Annotated in this window: 11 protein-coding genes and 2 pseudogenes; 6 read left to right on the forward strand and 7 right to left on the reverse strand. The window is 69.1% G+C overall.

Features of this window, described 5'->3' with window-relative positions; translation table 11 throughout:
- Positions 1 to 362: 362 nt before the first annotated feature.
- The 6 genes and pseudogenes from ACFVX4_RS35850 to ACFVX4_RS35875 all read right to left on the reverse strand — a co-directional run bounded on the left by ACFVX4_RS35850 (position 363) and on the right by ACFVX4_RS35875 (position 7128).
- Positions 363 to 1325, reverse strand: coding sequence for an alpha/beta fold hydrolase (locus ACFVX4_RS35850; protein ID WP_389985859.1), 963 nt, complete (start codon positions 1323 to 1325; stop codon positions 363 to 365).
- Positions 1326 to 1790: 465 nt separating this feature from the next.
- Entirely contained in the window at positions 1791 to 2117 is a 327-nt protein-coding gene (locus tag ACFVX4_RS35855; RefSeq protein WP_389985861.1) for a hypothetical protein, read from the reverse strand.
- 43 nt (positions 2118 to 2160) lie between these two features.
- Positions 2161 to 3021 carry a DUF3592 domain-containing protein gene (locus ACFVX4_RS35860; RefSeq protein WP_389985864.1) on the reverse strand — a complete coding sequence of 287 codons (861 nt, stop codon included), beginning with the start codon at positions 3019 to 3021 and terminating at the stop codon, positions 2161 to 2163.
- A gap of 805 nt (positions 3022 to 3826) precedes the next feature.
- Positions 3827 to 4403, reverse strand: a pseudogene (locus ACFVX4_RS35865) (alpha-amylase family glycosyl hydrolase); the annotation flags it as partial.
- Positions 4404 to 4528: 125 nt separating this feature from the next.
- Positions 4529 to 4720: pseudogene (locus ACFVX4_RS35870) on the reverse strand (carbohydrate ABC transporter permease); the annotation flags it as partial.
- Complete coding sequence (locus ACFVX4_RS35875) at positions 4717 to 7128, reverse strand: hypothetical protein (RefSeq protein ID WP_389985867.1); 2412 nt, start codon at positions 7126 to 7128, stop codon at positions 4717 to 4719. The gene ACFVX4_RS35875 and the pseudogene ACFVX4_RS35870, both read right to left, overlap by 4 nt.
- A gap of 175 nt (positions 7129 to 7303) precedes the next feature.
- Here ACFVX4_RS35875 and ACFVX4_RS35880 point away from each other — a divergent pair, with 175 nt between their 5' ends.
- From ACFVX4_RS35880 to ACFVX4_RS35905, 6 genes are all read left to right on the forward strand, one after another.
- Complete coding sequence (locus ACFVX4_RS35880; protein WP_389985870.1) at positions 7304 to 8353, forward strand: LacI family DNA-binding transcriptional regulator; 1050 nt, start codon at positions 7304 to 7306, stop codon at positions 8351 to 8353.
- Complete coding sequence (locus ACFVX4_RS35885) at positions 8350 to 9948, forward strand: FAD-dependent oxidoreductase (RefSeq protein ID WP_389985873.1); 1599 nt, start codon at positions 8350 to 8352, stop codon at positions 9946 to 9948. Before ACFVX4_RS35880 ends, ACFVX4_RS35885 begins: the two co-directional genes overlap by 4 nt.
- Before the next feature lie 46 nt (positions 9949 to 9994).
- Entirely contained in the window at positions 9995 to 11266 is a 1272-nt protein-coding gene (locus tag ACFVX4_RS35890) for an ABC transporter substrate-binding protein (protein ID WP_389985876.1), read from the forward strand.
- A 2-nt stretch (positions 11267 to 11268) separates the two neighbouring features.
- Complete coding sequence (locus ACFVX4_RS35895; RefSeq protein WP_389985893.1) at positions 11269 to 12234, forward strand: carbohydrate ABC transporter permease; 966 nt, start codon at positions 11269 to 11271, stop codon at positions 12232 to 12234.
- The gene (locus tag ACFVX4_RS35900) at positions 12224 to 13066 is read left to right on the forward strand and encodes a carbohydrate ABC transporter permease (protein WP_389985878.1); all 843 of its coding nucleotides are present in this window, start codon (positions 12224 to 12226) and stop codon (positions 13064 to 13066) included. Before ACFVX4_RS35895 ends, ACFVX4_RS35900 begins: the two co-directional genes overlap by 11 nt.
- A 271-nt stretch (positions 13067 to 13337) precedes the next feature.
- The gene (locus ACFVX4_RS35905; protein ID WP_389985881.1) at positions 13338 to 14438 is read left to right on the forward strand and encodes a hypothetical protein; all 1101 of its coding nucleotides are present in this window, start codon (positions 13338 to 13340) and stop codon (positions 14436 to 14438) included.
- A 119-nt stretch (positions 14439 to 14557) separates the two neighbouring features.
- Here the strand turns inward: ACFVX4_RS35905 and ACFVX4_RS35910 are convergent, their stop codons facing one another.
- The gene (locus ACFVX4_RS35910; RefSeq protein ID WP_389985884.1) at positions 14558 to 16090 is read right to left on the reverse strand and encodes an alpha/beta hydrolase; all 1533 of its coding nucleotides are present in this window, start codon (positions 16088 to 16090) and stop codon (positions 14558 to 14560) included.
- Positions 16091 to 16347: the final 257 nt, after the last annotated feature.

Here is a 16347-nt window from a genome sequence, read left to right on the forward strand (position 1 = left end):
TTCGAGGGTCGTGCCACGTAGATCTACACCTTCCAGGATCCACCGCGGCGATTCCGCAATCGGCCTCACCGATACCGACCTCGCCGCGCTCGACGACTGGCTACAGGACATCTCCGGAGCCTCGTGATCCACAGGATTTGACAATTACGCGGGTGCCATCGGCGATGTCATGCGCATCGGCGCGGATGCCGCGTACAGCAGGCCGAGAACCGTCACGCTCGCGGAACGCTACGGATCACTCGTACGGCCTTCGGTCCAGCGCCTGCGTGTACGGTCTCGCCGACCGGCCTCCTTCACGCTCCCGTGGAACCGAGGCGCTGCTGAACAATGCACAAGGGGACTACAGGGCGACCTGTTCGCCGTCAGCGGCGGGCGCGTCGCAGCCGGTGGCCGAGAAGAACAGCTCCCGCACCGACGATCAGGGACGCCCCGGCGAAACGAGCGAGGACGGTCCTGGCACGTGCGTCATTCGCGGATCCGCTGGCTGCTAATGACGGCCGGGCGGAGTCGGGAGCTGCAGCTGCCTGGAGGATGAGGTCGGCGACCGCCTCGGGGTGGGCGATCAGGGACACATGTGAAGAGTTGATCTCCACCGTGTGCGAGCCGGCCCGCTTTGCCTGGAAGCGTTCCTGATCCGGATTGATGGTCTTGTCCTGTCGGCCTACCAGCGCCCAGGACGGTATCTGCTTCCAGGCCGCGACCTTGGCCTTCTCCGAGAAGGCGGTCGTGGCGACGGGCCGCTGGGTGACCCCCAGCAGATTCGCCTTGCTCTCCGGCAGGTCTGCGGCGAAGACCTGGTGGACCTTGTCGCGCTTGAGGTACAGGTCGGTCCCACTGCGACCGCTCTCCCGGAACGGGACGGCCTTGGTGGCGGTGCTCAGTTCACTGGGGAACCGTGCGGCCAGCGACATGCCGCTCTCGCCCACGTCGGGCATCAGAGCCGACACGTACACGAGCGACTTCACCTTGGGGTTTCCGGCCGCGGCCGAGCTGATTACAGCGCCGCCGTAGGAGTGGCCCACCAGCACGACGGGGCCCTTGATGCTGTTCAGTACCGAGGCGATGTACGTGGAGTCGTTGTACAGACCGCGCAGCGGGTTGGAGGGCGCGATCACCGGGTAGCCGCTGCGCTCAAGGCGCGAAATCACCCCGTCCCAGCTGGAATTATCGGCGAACGCACCGTGCACCAGAACCACCGTGGGTTTCGCGCCGGAAATATCACCGTCCGCGGCAGCCGGGACTGCCGTCGTCGTGCATAGGACCAGGGCACATCCGGCCACGATGACGTGCGCGCGCGATATGCCGGAGATCGCCAATGAGGTCATGCTGTTCTCGCCTTCCTCGATGCCAACAGCACCTCAGCGTTCACTCAGTGGCGCCGCCGGGGCCCGGCAGTAACCCCCAACCGGGTGAAAGGCGCGTGCATCGGAGTGATTGGCCGGCCTCGCCCGGCGTGGCAGTACTCGCTTCCGGGTGCGGAGCCCGGGTTGTCGGTCACCTCCGCACCCAGGAAGCGCTCGGATCATCGCCCGACGCGCTCGCCACCTGGTCGGCATCGGCGATCTCGTCGCCGTCCGTCGGCATACGCGGCACGGGAAGCGAAGACCGGTGAACTCGCCCGGCAGACCTGCAGCCGGGCCACACCGCCCCTGCGGGTCTCCGCGCGGACCTCGACCCGGTGCGGAGGGGCCCGGTACGACCCGATGACGCGGTTGCGCCGGAACACCTCGAAGATTGCGTGGTCGACCCGCATGTGCACGGTGTTGTGCTCGAAGACCACCGGTTCCACGTCAGACCACCGACCGGTCGGCGAGCCGGGCCACCTCGGTGAAGTAGGCGCGGAACAACGGCTCGTCGCCGGGCGGCACCTGGAACGCGGGCGAGGTCGAGTGCCGGAAGGCGAGCCGGTCGGTGTTGTAAAGGGCGGCCTGCGGATCACGGACCACGCCGAAGTACAGTGTGCCGGGCCGGTCCGGCTTCTTGTAGTGCAGCGACACCCCGAGCCAGCGCAGCGGGACACGGAACGTGTGCGCCGAACTGTCCAGGTTGAACAGCTCGAACACCCCCCGGTCCACACGCGCATGCAGGTTCTCGTAGTCGAACGTGAACGGTTCCATGGGGGAGAAGGTACCCACCTGGTCCAGAGCCCCTTCATGGGCCTCAGAGGAACACCGCTCCCGCCACGGCCGTCGCCACGAGCACGGCGATCGCCAGGACGTGGAACGTCACGTCCCGCTCCTCCGAGCGGTGTTCGGCCGCGCGGTCCAGCGTGAATTCGGCCGGGTCGGCGGGCGTGTAATGGACCGTCACGGCACGGCCGTACGCGCCGGCGAGGTCCGGAAGGTTCGACGTGCAGTGGGCCGTGACGGCCGTGCCCTCGCGGGTGGTGAACGACACGACCGGGGTGATGGTGGTCGAGGTGTGGCCGTCGTCGTCGACGCTGACGTCCTTGAGGACCGCGACGACCCGTCCCTGCGCGGTGTCCATCGCAGCCAGCCTCTCGATGCGGCGGTTCTTGGCGCGTACCGCCCCGGGCAGATGAACGGCGCCGGAGACCGCCCATGGCCCGCCGAAGCCGATCAGCGCCCACGGCCACCCCCACTCGAGCGCGGCGAGGACCACCAGCCCGACGTAGACCAGGAAGACCGCGAAACTCGGCCAGCCCAGCCCACGACTGGGCTCCTCCGGAGTGTTGGAGAACCGGTAGGCGTGCGGTCTGCCCCGCGGGTGGCTGACCCCGATCTCCCGGCCCTCCCACGCAGGGGTGATCATCTCGCCGCGCTCACCGTCGTTCGTCACGGTGACCTCCTGACCCGAGGCCGGGTCACGGTAGGAGACGACCACCGATATCCCGCCCGTCCGGGACCCGCCGTGCCGCGGCTCCCGCACCCGCTCGATCCGCCCCGTGAGCCGGACCGTCCGCTGCGCCTTGGTCACCCCGGCCAGCGACATCCCGTACCCGACCACCGCCATCACACCCCACACCGCACACCACAGCACCAGAAACTCGTCCCACCCCATACGCCCCTCCTCCTGCCGATCCGGTCAACTGCCGCTGCGCCGCAGCACTTTGCCCTGCCCGTCCGCCTCCATTGTTCCCGTGCCCCCCGTCGCCGGTCACCATGACCCGGAGCGTGAGCGAGCCGGTGACGCCGTCGGCGGTCAGCTGCCAGCCCTGCGGGGACTCGACGCCGAGGGTGGTCCTGGCCTCCTCGACCAGCGCGGAGACGCGCTCGTAGGGCAGGGAACGCGGGTCGAACCCGGCGGTCTTCACGCCGGTGGGGGAGAAGACGACCGTCAGCAGGCAGTCCTGCACGACCACGGTGAGCGCCTGACGCCTGTCCCCGCCCTGCGTCAACGACTCGACGGCCTTGCGCAGTTCGTCCTCGTCGAGCATCGACTGGCCCGGACCGAGGGTGACCGTGTCGGTCGCCGACGTCACGGTGGTCGTGGACGACGAGAAGGAGACGGCCGGCCCTGGGGAGGCGCTGCTCTCGTCGGCGCCGAACAGATCGGCGCGGAAGAGCAGGAGCACGGCGACCGCGCCGAGCAGCAGGCCGAAGAGCGTGAAGAGACCGCCGGCGCAGCCCGCCGGGGGATCGCTCTTCATGGCCGGACCCGGCGCCGAGTCCAGGCGCGCCCCGGCCGCCCGCTCCTCCCACTGCGGCGTAGGCCGTTTCACGATCCGCACCTTCCACGGCCGGTCCGGCGGATACTCGACCACCACGACCCCGCGCGGCCGGTAGTCGGCAAGCTCGACGATGTTGACGTCCTGCCGGAACTCGACGCGGTAGGCGGACGCGTCGTCCGGCGCGACGGTCAGCTCGAACCGCATCGGTACGTCGCTGGCCTCACCCACGTCGGGGTGGTTCCAGTTGAGGTCGGGCTGCTCGGGGGCGAACAGGTGCAGGTACCAGTCGCCGTCGGGCAGCCGGGTCCAGGCCGGGCCGCCGAATTCGGAGACCCAGTTGTTGGGCGGCTGGGTGCCGTCGGGGCCGCGGCCGGGCCGGAAGATGTATCGCTCCCGCTCCGGGCTGCCGGGGCCCGAGGCCAGGGCTGCCTGGAACCAGGCGTGCTGGTCGGAGGTGTGGTTCGGGACGATGTCGGGGATGACGCGGATCCCGTGCCGGTGTGCCTCCGCGATGAGCTGCTCGGCCTCGGCCACGGTGCCGAACAGTTTCATCGATCGCGCGGTAGTCGGCTACGTCGTAACCGTGTTCGGCCGTCGGCGACTTGTACCAGGGGTTGATCCAGATGGCGTCCACGCCGAGCGACTTGAGATACGGCAGGCGGGAGCGGATGCCGACGATGTCGCCGACGCCGCTGCAGTCGGCGAAACTGCGGATGCAGACCTGGTAGATGACGGCGCTGCGCCACCACGGTGGGGTACCGGGAACGGACATGCGGCTGATTGCTCCTTGGACGCGGGGGTGCTGGGCGGCTGCTTCGCCGCGCCGGCGGTCAGTCCGGCGACGATGCGGCGCTGGAAGAGCAGCACCATGATCACCAGGGGGATGGTGACCAGGACCCCTGCCGTCATCCGGCTGCCGGAGGGGGTCTCGAACCGGGTGGCGCCGGCGAACGTGGAGATGGCGGCCGGCGCTGTCTGCATGCCGGGCTGGTTCGTCATCGACAGAGCGATGAGGAACTCGTTCCAGGCCGCGGTGAAGGTGATGATCGCGGTGGTGAAGATGCCCGGTGCGGCGAGCGGGATGATCACCTTGCGGAACGCCTCCCGGACGGTCCGGGCGGCTGCAACGGCCGGTCGCTGGGTTGTCCGCCGGGCCTCCGCCGGTGGCAGCCCGCCAGCGTATTGGCGCCGGGCCTGGCCAGTGGTGTCAGGCCGTAGAAGATACGTGGTGAGCCGTCGAGCGTGAGTGTCACCTGGCCCCGGGCCGATGACAGCTGACAGCTACGGCCGATGGCGTCCAGCTGGCGTACGGCGTTGCCGGCAGTGACCGTGAGGAGGGTCTTGGTCGGCCAGGGGTCGATCCAGACCTCGGGGGCGGGGAAGTGCCAGTCGGTGCGCTGGCCGGAGGTGTTCAGCAAGTAGCCGTCGGCCCGGTTCCACAGGACGACCGCCGGGCCGTCGGGTGTGTCGAACCACAGGCCGAAGGTCTGCGGGTCGGGGAAGGTCAGCCAGCCCTGGAAGGTGGCCTGATCGAGTACGCGGGCCGCGGTCGCGTACGCCAGGAGCGACGGCTTCGGGCTGAGGTCGCGGTTCATCAGGCCGTAGTGGTACTCGACGTTGTCCGGGTCGGCGACCTGCGGCATGCCGAGCACACTGTCGTGGAACTGGTACCAGCACACGCCCCGGATCCCCTCGGCCTTAGCCAGTGCCAAGGTGAGCAGCACGTTCTCCGCGGCGTGTCGGTAGGTGTCGTGCCACCAGCTGTTGGGCTTGGTCGGCGCATAGGCCTCGGTCAGCCAGATCTCCTTCTCGCCGTGCTCGGCCATCAGCGCCTTCAGCTGGCGCAGGCCACCGTAGAAGTTCCAGTAGGTGCCGTCGCCGCCGGTGTTCCAGTCATCGCCCGCCGGTATGTAGTCCGGCGTGAAGTTGCCGCGTCCCGGGTGGTAGGCGAAGGCGTCGATCAGGTCCCAGCCGCCTCCCGCGATGAAGTTCTCCACCCACGGCTTGTCCATGCCTGCCAGCCCGTTGTTCATCAGCTTGACGACGTCGCCGGTGGCCGCTCGCCGGTCGAAGACGGGACGTAGCGCCTTGTCCAGGTACGCCTGCGCGGCGTCGCCGGTGTTGAACGGCCTGTTCAGCTCGTTGCCGACCTCGAAGTAGCCGGCGCCGGCACCCACTGCTACCGCCAGTTTGTCCGCGGCCCAGGTGGCCGCCTCGGCGTCGGTCACATCCAGCGACGGCTGAAGTTCGATGTTGTGCCGCATGCAGCGGGCGTCGAAGGCGGCAGGCGGCAGCCCAGGGCCACCGTCGTATGCGATCCGGACCAGACCGATGCCGACTCGCTGCCACAGGTCCAGCACGGCGTCGGCGCTCGGCCGCTGGAGCCACGGGTAGTTGGCGATGGCGAACATGCTGTCCGCGCCGGCCTGGTAGTCGTACGACGGCAGTACCGCGAGATTGGTCCGGGCGAACGCCTCGTCGTCACCCGATCGGACCACCACTTCGGCCAGGGCGATCCCACCGGCAGGTGCGGTCAGGGTGAAGGTGTGCTGCCAGGTGCCGGCTGCGGCGACGCTGCCGGTCGCGGTCGTGGAGGCCAGCAGTGCGCCGTCGAAGCTGCGCGCCCACAGTTCCAGGTCGACCGATTTGGCTGCGCCGCCGTTGGCCACCAGGGCGGTGAGCTCCATCTGATCACCGGCCGACTCATACAGGTTGAAGTCGCGGTTGGTGGTGAGTTCGAGGCCGAGCTCACGGCCCCGGCCGATGGTGGCGGTGGCTGACGGACGGGTCTCGGAGAAGAAGAAGTCGGCCCGGCTGGTCCAGCCGCCGGCCGGGTCGGCCACGCCCGGCGCGTGCACCCAGGTCGAGTTCGTCCAGGCCTGGCGGGACCGGTCCAGCAGGAACAAGCCGTGCAGACTGGTTCCCCAGGTAGATGTGTGTGCGACGCCGAGAGTGTCCTCGTACGGGATGCCTCCGCCTGCGTCGCGGACCCATTCGGCGATCGCGACGTAGTCGTCGGGCGCTGTCGGCGCCTGGATCGCCCGGCTGAACAGGAAGCCGTCCGCGACCAGCGTGTCCGCCCCGGTGATTCGCCACTCCAGCCCGGCATGGGAGGTGCCGACGCTGAACCAGCCGGTGACGCTGGTCGAGCCGGCGGCGGCGTCGAATGTGTAGTCCATCCGGATCGCCGGCGTCCCGTCCGGGAGCGCGCTCAGGGTCGGGGTGCCGCCGGTGGACACGTGGATGCCGGTGACACTGTCTTTGACCTGGAACTTCGACCCGGCTGACCGTGTGACGCCACCAGCGTCACGGATAGTGAGCCTGCCGCCCGGACTGGCCAGCAGGTTGATACCACCGGCACCCAGGGTGACGTCGCCGGCCGCGGCGTGCGCTGCGATCGGCGTCGACTCGGCGACCAGTACGACACCGGCTGCAAGGGCCGCGCCGAGGAAGCCTCGGCGATTGAGGGTGGGTCGGGAGAAGGCCTCGTGGGTCATCGTCTGCTCCTGTCCAGCGCTCGGAGGCGCACCCTGATAATGCCTATCTTCAGCTCCGTGAACGATACGTTTCCAGGCCACTACATTGGTGTCAACGGGTGCTTGCCCAGACGGGCCCCTTGTAATAGGTTCATCGCCTGCAAGTGAAGATAGGCATTATCACGATGGAGGATCGATGTCGCCGAGACCTCGCCGCGTCACCCAACGCGAGATCGCCGAGCTGGCGGGCGTCAGTCAGACCACTGTGTCGGTGGTGCTGAACGACCGCGACGGCTCGAACGTGCGGGTCCCCGAGGCCACCCGCGCGCGGGTCAAGCAGGCCATCGAGCAACTCACCTACGTCGCCGACCCCGCGGCTCGCCGGCTCGCCGGTCTGGACAACCAGATCATCGGCGTCTTCACCTACGAGGCCGCGTTGTCTCCCGAGAGCATGGACTTCTACGGTCCGCTGCTGAACGGGATCGAGCGAGCCGCCGAGCAAATCGGCTGGGACCTGCTGTTCTTCACCTCCTCACCGGTCGAGAACGGCACGCGGAGCCTCTTCCACCGCAAGACGCGGCTACGGCTGACCGACGGTTGTGTCCTACTCGGTCAGCAGATGGTCGCGTCCGAGCTGGAACGGCTGGTCGCCGAGCAGTTCCCGTTCGTCGCGATCGGCCGCCGGGACGAGACCGCTGCCGCAGTGCCGTACGTGGCCATCGACTACGTCACCCCGACCACCGCACTGATCGATCAGGCTGCGGCCGACGGGCACCAGCAGGCGCTGTACGTCCACCGCGGCCGCGATACGCCGACCGCGCGGGACCGGCGCGGCGCCGTCGAAGCCGCCTCGGCGGAAGGCAGGCTGGCTTTCCTGCTGGTCGGTGAGGAGAGAATCGCCGACCTGCCCCGGTTGGCCCGGGCGACCGGGGCCACCTTGATCATCGCGGAAGACGCGTTCCTGGCCGAGGACGTCGCGCACGCGCTGTTCGGCGCCGGAGTCGCCGTACCGGACGAGACCTCGCTCGCCGCCCTCGGCGAGGTGCGCGGCCATCGCGTAGAGGGCCGGATACTGGCCGGCTTCCACGTCCCCAGGCAACAGCTGGCGGCCGAGGCACTCGATCTTCTGCAGCTCCTGATCACCACGGACCCGCAGGAGTGGGCCGGTCTGGACACGGGGCGGCTTCTGGTCGCCGAGGTCGAGCTGGGGAACACGATCGTCGCGCGGACGGACGCGCCGTCATGACCGGCAGGATCACAGCCGAGGTGGCGATCATCGGCGGTGGACTCGGTTCCGTCGCCGCGGCGCTGGCGTTGCTGCAGCGCGGCCGCCGCGTGGTGATGACCGAAGAGTACGCCTGGCTCGGCGGGCAACTCACCTCACAGGCCGTTCCGCCCGACGAGCACATCTGGGTGGAACAGTTCGGCGTCACCGCGCGCTACCGCGCGTTGCGGGAGGACATTCGTCGCTACTATCGCGATCACTACCCGCTGACGGCAGCCGCTCGCGCCGACCGGGAACTCAACCCGGGCCGTGGCCGGGTGAGCAGGCTGTGCCACGAACCGAGGGTGGCCAACGCGGTGATCACCGCCCTGCTCGCGCCGTACCGGTCGACCGGGCGGCTCACCGTCCTGCAACCCGCGGTGCCCGTCGCGGCCGAGGTCGGCGACGCGACGGTCCGCACCGTCACCGTCGTGGACCCGCGGACCGGAGCCGAGACCGTGATCACCGCCGAGTACGTCCTGGACGGGACCGAGACCGGCGACCTGCTGCCACTGACCGGAACCGAGTACGTCGTCGGGGCCGAGGGGCGGTCCGACACCGGTGAGCCGAGCGCTCCCGAGGTCGCCGATCCGGGCAACGTGCAGTCGATCGCGTGGTGCTTCGTCTTCGATCACGTCGCCGGCGATCACACCATCGCCCGGCCGGACGACTACGACTTCTGGCGCTCATTCGAACTGCCGTTCTGGGGTGCGCCGATGCTGTCCTTCATCGCGCCGAACCCACGGACCCTCCTGCCGGAGGAACGGACCATGAACGTCAACCCGGCCGGCGACGCCACCGGGGACCCCCGATTCGATGCTGGCGACCAGGATCTGTGGCAGTTCCGGCGCATCGCCGCCCGGCAGAACTTCGCCGGCGGCTTCTACGACAGTGACATCGTGCTGGCCAACTGGCCGCAACTGGACTACGTCAGTGGCTCGATCATCGACACCGACGACCGACAGCACCACCTGAACGCAGCGAAGGCGCAGTCCCGCGCCTATGTGTACTGGCTGCAGACCGAGGCGCCTCGCCCGGACGGTGGCCGCGGCTGGCCCGGACTGCGACTGCGTGGCGACCTGGTCGGCACCGCCGACGGGTTCGCACAGGCGCCGTACATCCGCGAATCCCGGCGGATCAAAGCACTCACCACCGTGCGCGAGCAGGACATCTCGATCAAAGCCCGCGGGGACGCCGGACCGGCTCGGTTCGACGGCTCGGTCGGGGTGGGGATGTACCGGATCGATCTGCATCCCTCCACCGGTGGCGACAACTACATCGACGTCGAGTGCGCGCCGTTCGAGATACCGCTCGGAGCGCTGGTCCCGGCGGCCACAAAGAACCTGGTACCGGCCGCCAAGAACATCGGCACCACCCACATCACCAACGGCGCCTATCGGCTGCATCCGGTCGAGTGGAACGTCGGCGAATCGGCCGGCGAGCTCGTCGCGTACTGCCTCGACCTCGGCCTGAGCCCGCAGCAGGTAGCGACCGACGAGCACCTCGTCGACCGACTCCAGGGCAGGTTGACCGCGGCCGGGATCGAACTCCACTGGCCGCGCATCGCCGGCTACTAGCCAACCCGAGGCGCAGCGCGCGCCGAGAGCACGAAGGACCCACACCATGAACAGAGCGAGAAAGCTGTTCGGCGCGGTCGCGCTGACGACGGCGCTGGCGCTGACAGCCGCCTGCGGCGCATCCACCGACGGATCCGGGGCGAACAACGCCACGGACGTCAAGCTGCGAATGACCGTCTGGACCTCGAATCAGGACCAGCTCAAACTGTTCGACACGATTGCCGCCGCGTACCGCGCCAAGCACCCCGAGGTCTCCTCGATCACGTTCGAGAGCCTGCCCTTCGACGACTACAACACCACCCTGACCACCCAGATCGCCGGCGGCAACGCTCCCGACCTGGCCTGGATGGGTGACCTGTCGAAGGACCTGATCGCCTCCGGCGCGCTGGTCGGCCTGACCGACAAGCTGAAGGCGACCGACGGCTGGCAGTACGACGACCTGGAGGACAGCGCGACCAAGGAGTTCAGCCAGGGCGGCACGCTGTACGCCTACCCCTTCTCGACCTCGCCGTTCGCGCTGTATGTGAACACCGACCTGCTGGCGAAGGCCGGGCAGAAGGTCGACCCGAAGACCCTGACCTGGGACCAGGTCGCCGCCGCTGGCGCGGCAGTCCACTCGGCCACCGGTAAGGCCGGTTTCGTCGTCCGGGACTTCGACTACAAGTCGTGGAACATGCTGGCCACGGTATGGACCGGCTTCGGCGCCGCCGCGTGGAGCCCGGACGGCAAGACCTGCACGTTCACCAGCCCCGAGATGCAGCAGGCCTTTACCTTCCTGCACGACGCCGCGTTCAAGACCAAGGCCATGCCCGGGCCCGGTACGACGGCCGACTTCTTCGCCGGTGACGCCGCCTTCACCGTGGCTCAGGTCTCCCGCGCCTCGCTGCTCACCGACAAGTTCAAGTACGCGCTGTACCCCCTGCCGGCGGGCCCGGCCGGCAGGTACTCCGTCATCGGCCAGGCCGGCGTGGGTGTCCTGTCGGCCAGCAAGCACAAGACTCAGGCCACGGACTTCCTCGCCTACCTGACGAATCCGGTGAACTCGGCGAAGCTGGGGCAGTTCTTCCCGCCGCCGCGGAAGTCGCTGCTCACCGGCGCGAAGCTCGCCGCCGACAACAAGGTGCTGACCGCCGCGCAACTGCAGGAGGCCGTGGTCGACCAGCTGCCGAACGCCGTCACCCTGCCCAACCACACCGGTCCGGCCGAGACCGCCCAGAAGGGCAAGACCGCACTGGACGCGATGTGGAAGGCAGACGCCGACGTCCCCGCCGTGCTGAAGTCGGTCTGCACCGCGATCGAACCGATCCTGGCCAAGTGACCATGGCCGGCCTCACGAAGACCCTCACGAGGACACCGGACGCTTCCCGGGCGCCAGCAGGAGCCCGGGACACCTCAGGACCACCGTTCTGGACGACCCGGCGCAGAGATGTGCTCGCCGGCTATCTGTTCATCGCGCCGCAGCTCGTCGGGGTCGTGCTGTTCGTGCTGATCCCGGTCGGGCTGGCGATCTGGTACAGCCTGAACGACTGGAACGTCTTCACCGGCGAGCAGACCTTCGTCGGAGCCGACAACTACGCAGCCCTGGCTTCCGACCCGCAACTGCCGTCCGTGCTGTGGGCCACCGCCGTCTTCTGCGGCGGGGTCGTGATCCTGAACATTGGCCTGGGCCTGCTGCTCGCCGTACTCCTGAACCGGCGGTTCCGCGGAGCGACGTTCTTCCGCACCTTGTTCTTCTCCCCGGTCGTCGTCTCCGTGGTGGCGTGGACCCTGGTCTGGGGCTTTCTGCTACAGGACAACGGTGGTGTCAACGGTCTTCTCGGCACGATCGGCATCGCGGGGCCGAACTGGCTGCAGCACGGCGACACCGCGATGCTGTCGGTGATCATCACGCAGGTGATCCGCAGCGTCGGCGTCAATATGGTGCTCTTCCTGGCCGCCTTGCAGGGCGTGCCGACGCACCTGTACGAAGCCGCCCGGATCGACGGCGCGGGGAGCAGGGTGATTTTCACCCGGATCACGCTGCCGCTCATCTCACCCACGGTGCTGCTGACCGCGATCATCACCGTCGTCGGGGCGTTGCAGTCGTTCGCGCAGATCGCCGTACTGACCAGTGGTGGCCCGGAGTTGAGCACCACGGTGCTCGTGTACTACGTCTTCCAGCAAGCCTTCGAGTTCAACCACATCGGCTACGGCTCGACGCTGGCCCTGATGCTGCTGTCCTTCGTCATGCTGCTGACCCTGTTGCAGTGGCAGCTGCGCCGGAAGTGGGTTTTCCATGAGCAGTAAGTCGACATCCGTCTTCCGGCGAGCGTTCCTGGTGGTGGCCCTCGGTGTCCTGGCGATCCCGTTCGTGGTGCCGACCATCTGGATGGTGGCGGCTTCGGTGAAGCCGCTGCCCGAGATCTTCAAGTCCCCGCCGTCACTGTGGACCGATGACCCCACGCTGTCCGCGTACAGCGAGGCGTTCAGCTTCCAGCCGTTCGCCCGGCAGTACGCGAACAGCGTGTATATCGCCGTCCTGGTCACCCTGATCACCCTGCTGGTCTCCAGCCTCGCCGGGTACGCCTTCGCCCGGATCCGCTTCCCCGGCGCGAACGCCCTCTTCCTGGTGGTGCTGGCCGGCCTCCTGGTGCCCAGCGAGGTGACGATCGTGCCTTTGTTCCAGATGTTCAAACGAGCCGGGATGATCAACACGCACTGGCCGCTGATCCTGGGCACGGCGCTGGCCGGACCGTGCGTCCTGGCCACCTTCATCATGAGGCAGTTCTTCATCGCCCTTCCGGCCGAGTTGGAGGAGGCGGGTCGGCTGGACGGCCTTGGCCGCCCCGCGATCTGGTGGCGGATCTTCCTGCCGCTGGCCAAGCCGGCGTTGTCCGCGGTCGCGATCCTGACCTTCCTCACGTCGTGGAACCTCTACCTGGAACCCACCGTGTACCTCACCTCGCCGGAGCTGTTCACGCTGCCGCAGGCACTCACCAGATTCACCGACGCCTACGGGGGCGACATGTGGAACACCCAACTGGCGGCCGCCACCATGACCGTCCTGCCAGTCCTGATCGTCTTCGTCATCGCCCAGCGCCAGTTCGTCGAGGGCCTGGCCCACTCGGGCCTCAAATGAGGCCGGAACCACACGACCACATCCCACTGACGAACTACGTGTCCCAGAACCCGCGGACGTGACATCCGCGTCGGACCGGCGATGTCCGGGACGCGTACGCGAAGAGGCTTTCACCACACCAGGAACAAGGAGGGGCGGTCCCTGCCAAGCACCAGGCTCGGACATCCGGTGCGGGCCGCCCATGCCCCCGCACGGGGTCGATCCTGGCAACCCCGGAGGCAGACGCTTGAAGATCCACCAACCGTCATCCGAGACCGGCACAATCACCCGTATGACGATCACCACGGGCGCGCCGCCCTTGCGCAACACCCCCGTCGCCCTCGCCCTGGGCTTCCTCACGGGCGGTGTGATCGGGGTGTCGCTGGCCGCTTTCGTCGTCGGCTGTGTCATCGAGAGTGTGCCGTTGTGTGTCGCGGGTGTGGGACTGCCCGTGGTCTACGGTCTGCTCTTCTTCCTCGCCGGTGTGCCGAGGCGTGCCCGGGAGGCGGCGGTCGCGCCGCGCACCGCGCTCGCGGTGGTCGAGAGCCTGGAGGCCGTCGGGGGTGAGGCGACGAGCGACGTGGCGGTGCGGTTCGACCTGACGGTCGCGCCGGACGACGTACCGGCGTACCGCGTCGCGTTCACGCAGGACATCAACCTCGCGGACCTGCCCGATTACCGGCCGGGCGGCGTCGTGGTGGTCCAGTACCCGCCGGACCGGCCGTGGCGGGTGAGGATCGTGAAGCGGCCGACGCCGGAGTGGGAGGAGCGGGTGGCCGGCGCTCGCCTCGACTCGGCGCCGGGGCCGGTCTTGGTGAGCGAGCCCTCCGACGGCTGTGCCGTCGGTTTCGTCACGCTGCTCGCCCTGCTGCTCGCCGCGGCCGGTGTGGTCCTGCTGTTCCGCGCCGACCTGTTCGACGAGGGCGCCTCAGGCAGGCCGTCGGCCTCTTCCTCTTCCTCTCCCTCTTCCTCTTCCTCTTCGTCGACCACGGTGGTGTCGTCGGCCTCCGGCACGGTCACCCTCGGCCCGAACCAGTCGTTCCTCGACAAGGGCGAGCTGCGCAAGGCCGTCGGCTCGCTCACCAAGGGCACGGACGCGCGCGCGGCGCTCACCGTCGTCGTACAGGATCGGCTGCTGTCGGTCGTGTACGCGCCCACTGGCTCGCAGGCCCCGACGTTCGACCCGGATTCCCTGCCGTACGACCGCTTCCCCGCCCTGGTCGAGGAGGCGAGGAGCGGCCGGGGTGTCGGTTCCCCGCAGACCTGGCAGCTCACCGTCGAACGCCTCACCGGCTCCCTCACCATCAGGGTCGGTGTGACGGGTGCCGAGGGAGCGGCCTTGCTGGAGGCGGACGGGCAGGGCAAGGTGGTGCGGCGCACCCCGGCGCACTGACGGCCGCCGCGTCGGCCGCATCTCGCTGATCGCCGGTACCGCTGTTCCCCAAGGCCGGTCTCGGTGTGTGCGCCCCGGCGACGCCGGTACTGCCCGCGTCGCCGGGAACCGCTGCCGGGCTACGCCTCGCAGCTCAGGTCGTGCGCGGGGAGCCGTCCCGTGCGCAGGTAGGCGTTGACGCGCCCGTCGACGCAGGCGTTGCCGTACTCGCCGTACAGGCCGTGCTGGCGGGCGCCCTCCACGGTGAGCAGCCGGGAGCTCGGCCACTGCTCGCGCATGGCCTCGGCGCCGGCGTAGAGGGTGCGGGGGTCGCCGGTGGCGTTGACGAGCAGGGCCGGGACGTCGTTGTCGAGCACGGTCGGCGCCTCGGCGGGCCGGTCCCAGAACTCGCAGGGGGTGATGTTGTTGGCCAGCGGCCCGGCGAGGGGGAACCGCTCGCGGGACTCCTCGACCGCGCGCCAGTAGCTGCCGACGCCGCGCCGCTCGGCCACGTCGCCGCAGATGATCGCGGTCATCTGACTGGAGGAGGCCGAGCCTGCCCCGGTCAGCAGGAACTCCAGCTGCCCGGCGAGTGCTTCGGACGGTTCGACCGGCTCCCGGTCCGCAGCGCGCGCCAGGAGACGTACGGTCCCGGCCAGGTCGGCGCGCCTCTCGTCGAGGTCGCTGCCGAGGCCGCCGATGAAGACGGAGGGGAGTACGTGCTCGTCCAGCAGGTACGCCTTTCCGATCCGCAGCGGTTCCTCCGCAGCGGCACCGAGGATGTGCTCCACCGTCGCCAGGACCTCGCCGCGCGTGGCGCCCAGCCCGTAGGTGCCGCGCGCGGCGGCCCACGACGCCCACGCGCGCAGGGCCGCCTCGTTGGCCGCCTCGGCGCCACGCAGCAGGGTCTGGCTGTAGTGCTCCGGGGAATTGACGCCGTCGAGCACCATGCGGTCGGTGCGGCCGGGGAAGAGCTGTGTGTAGACCTCGCCGAGGTAACTGCCGTAGGAGTAGCCGAGGTAGGAGAGGGCGTTTTCGCCGAGGGCGGCGCGGATGACGTCCATGTCGCGGGCGGTGTTGCGGGTGGTGACGTACGGCAGCACGTCACCGTGGGCGCGCTCGCACCGCCCGGCCAGTTCGCGCGCGACGGCGACCTCCTCGCGGTACGCCGTCAGGTCGGCGCCCGCGGAGCGGACGAGGGCGGAGCCGAGGTCCCAGCCGCAGTCCAGCGGGGTGCTCCGGCCGACGAAGCGCGGGTCCATGCCGATCAGGTCGTAGCGGTCGGCGACCTCTCCCATGACCTCCGACTTGGTCAGTGGCATGTGGAGGCTGGGGCCGGCCGGCCCTCCGTCGTTGAGCAGCAGCGAGCCGACACGGTGGGCGGTGCCGGTGGCCTTCAGACGGGATATGGCGACGGTGATGGTGCGACCGCCGGGGTCGGCGTAGTCGAGCGGCACGGTGATGTCGGCGCAGTCGGCGCAGTCGGCGCCGGCGGCGTCCAGCTTCCGGCCGAGCTCGTCGCCGGCGCCGAGGGCGCAGGCGTGCCAGTCGACGTGCTGGCCGTGGAAGCGGGCCAACGGGTCCGGGTCGGCGGCGGTGGCGGTGGTCGTCGCGGTGGCGGCGAGCACCGCCACGCACGCCGCGAAGGCCTTGATGTGTCGGGAAGTTGACATGCCCGCACGCTAGGGCGGCGGACACCTCAGCACACTCCGGGAAAGCCCCGAAATCAGGTGGGGTTGTCCCCCTGAAAGAACTCAGCCCACATGGGGTGTGAGTAGTTGCGGCGCTCTCCGTACCGCAACTACTCAGAGGGCAGTAAGTAACGTGCTGCCCGTTTCGCGCTTGCAGCTGGAGTTGTCGGGCTGGTGGTGGCCTCTCCGGGTGGCTATGGCCGCGGCTGGGTGAACAATCCCTGCTCGGGCTCGATCAG

The organism is Streptomyces sp. NPDC058240, assembly GCF_042882135.1.
GTDB lineage: Bacteria > Actinomycetota > Actinomycetes > Streptomycetales > Streptomycetaceae > Streptomyces.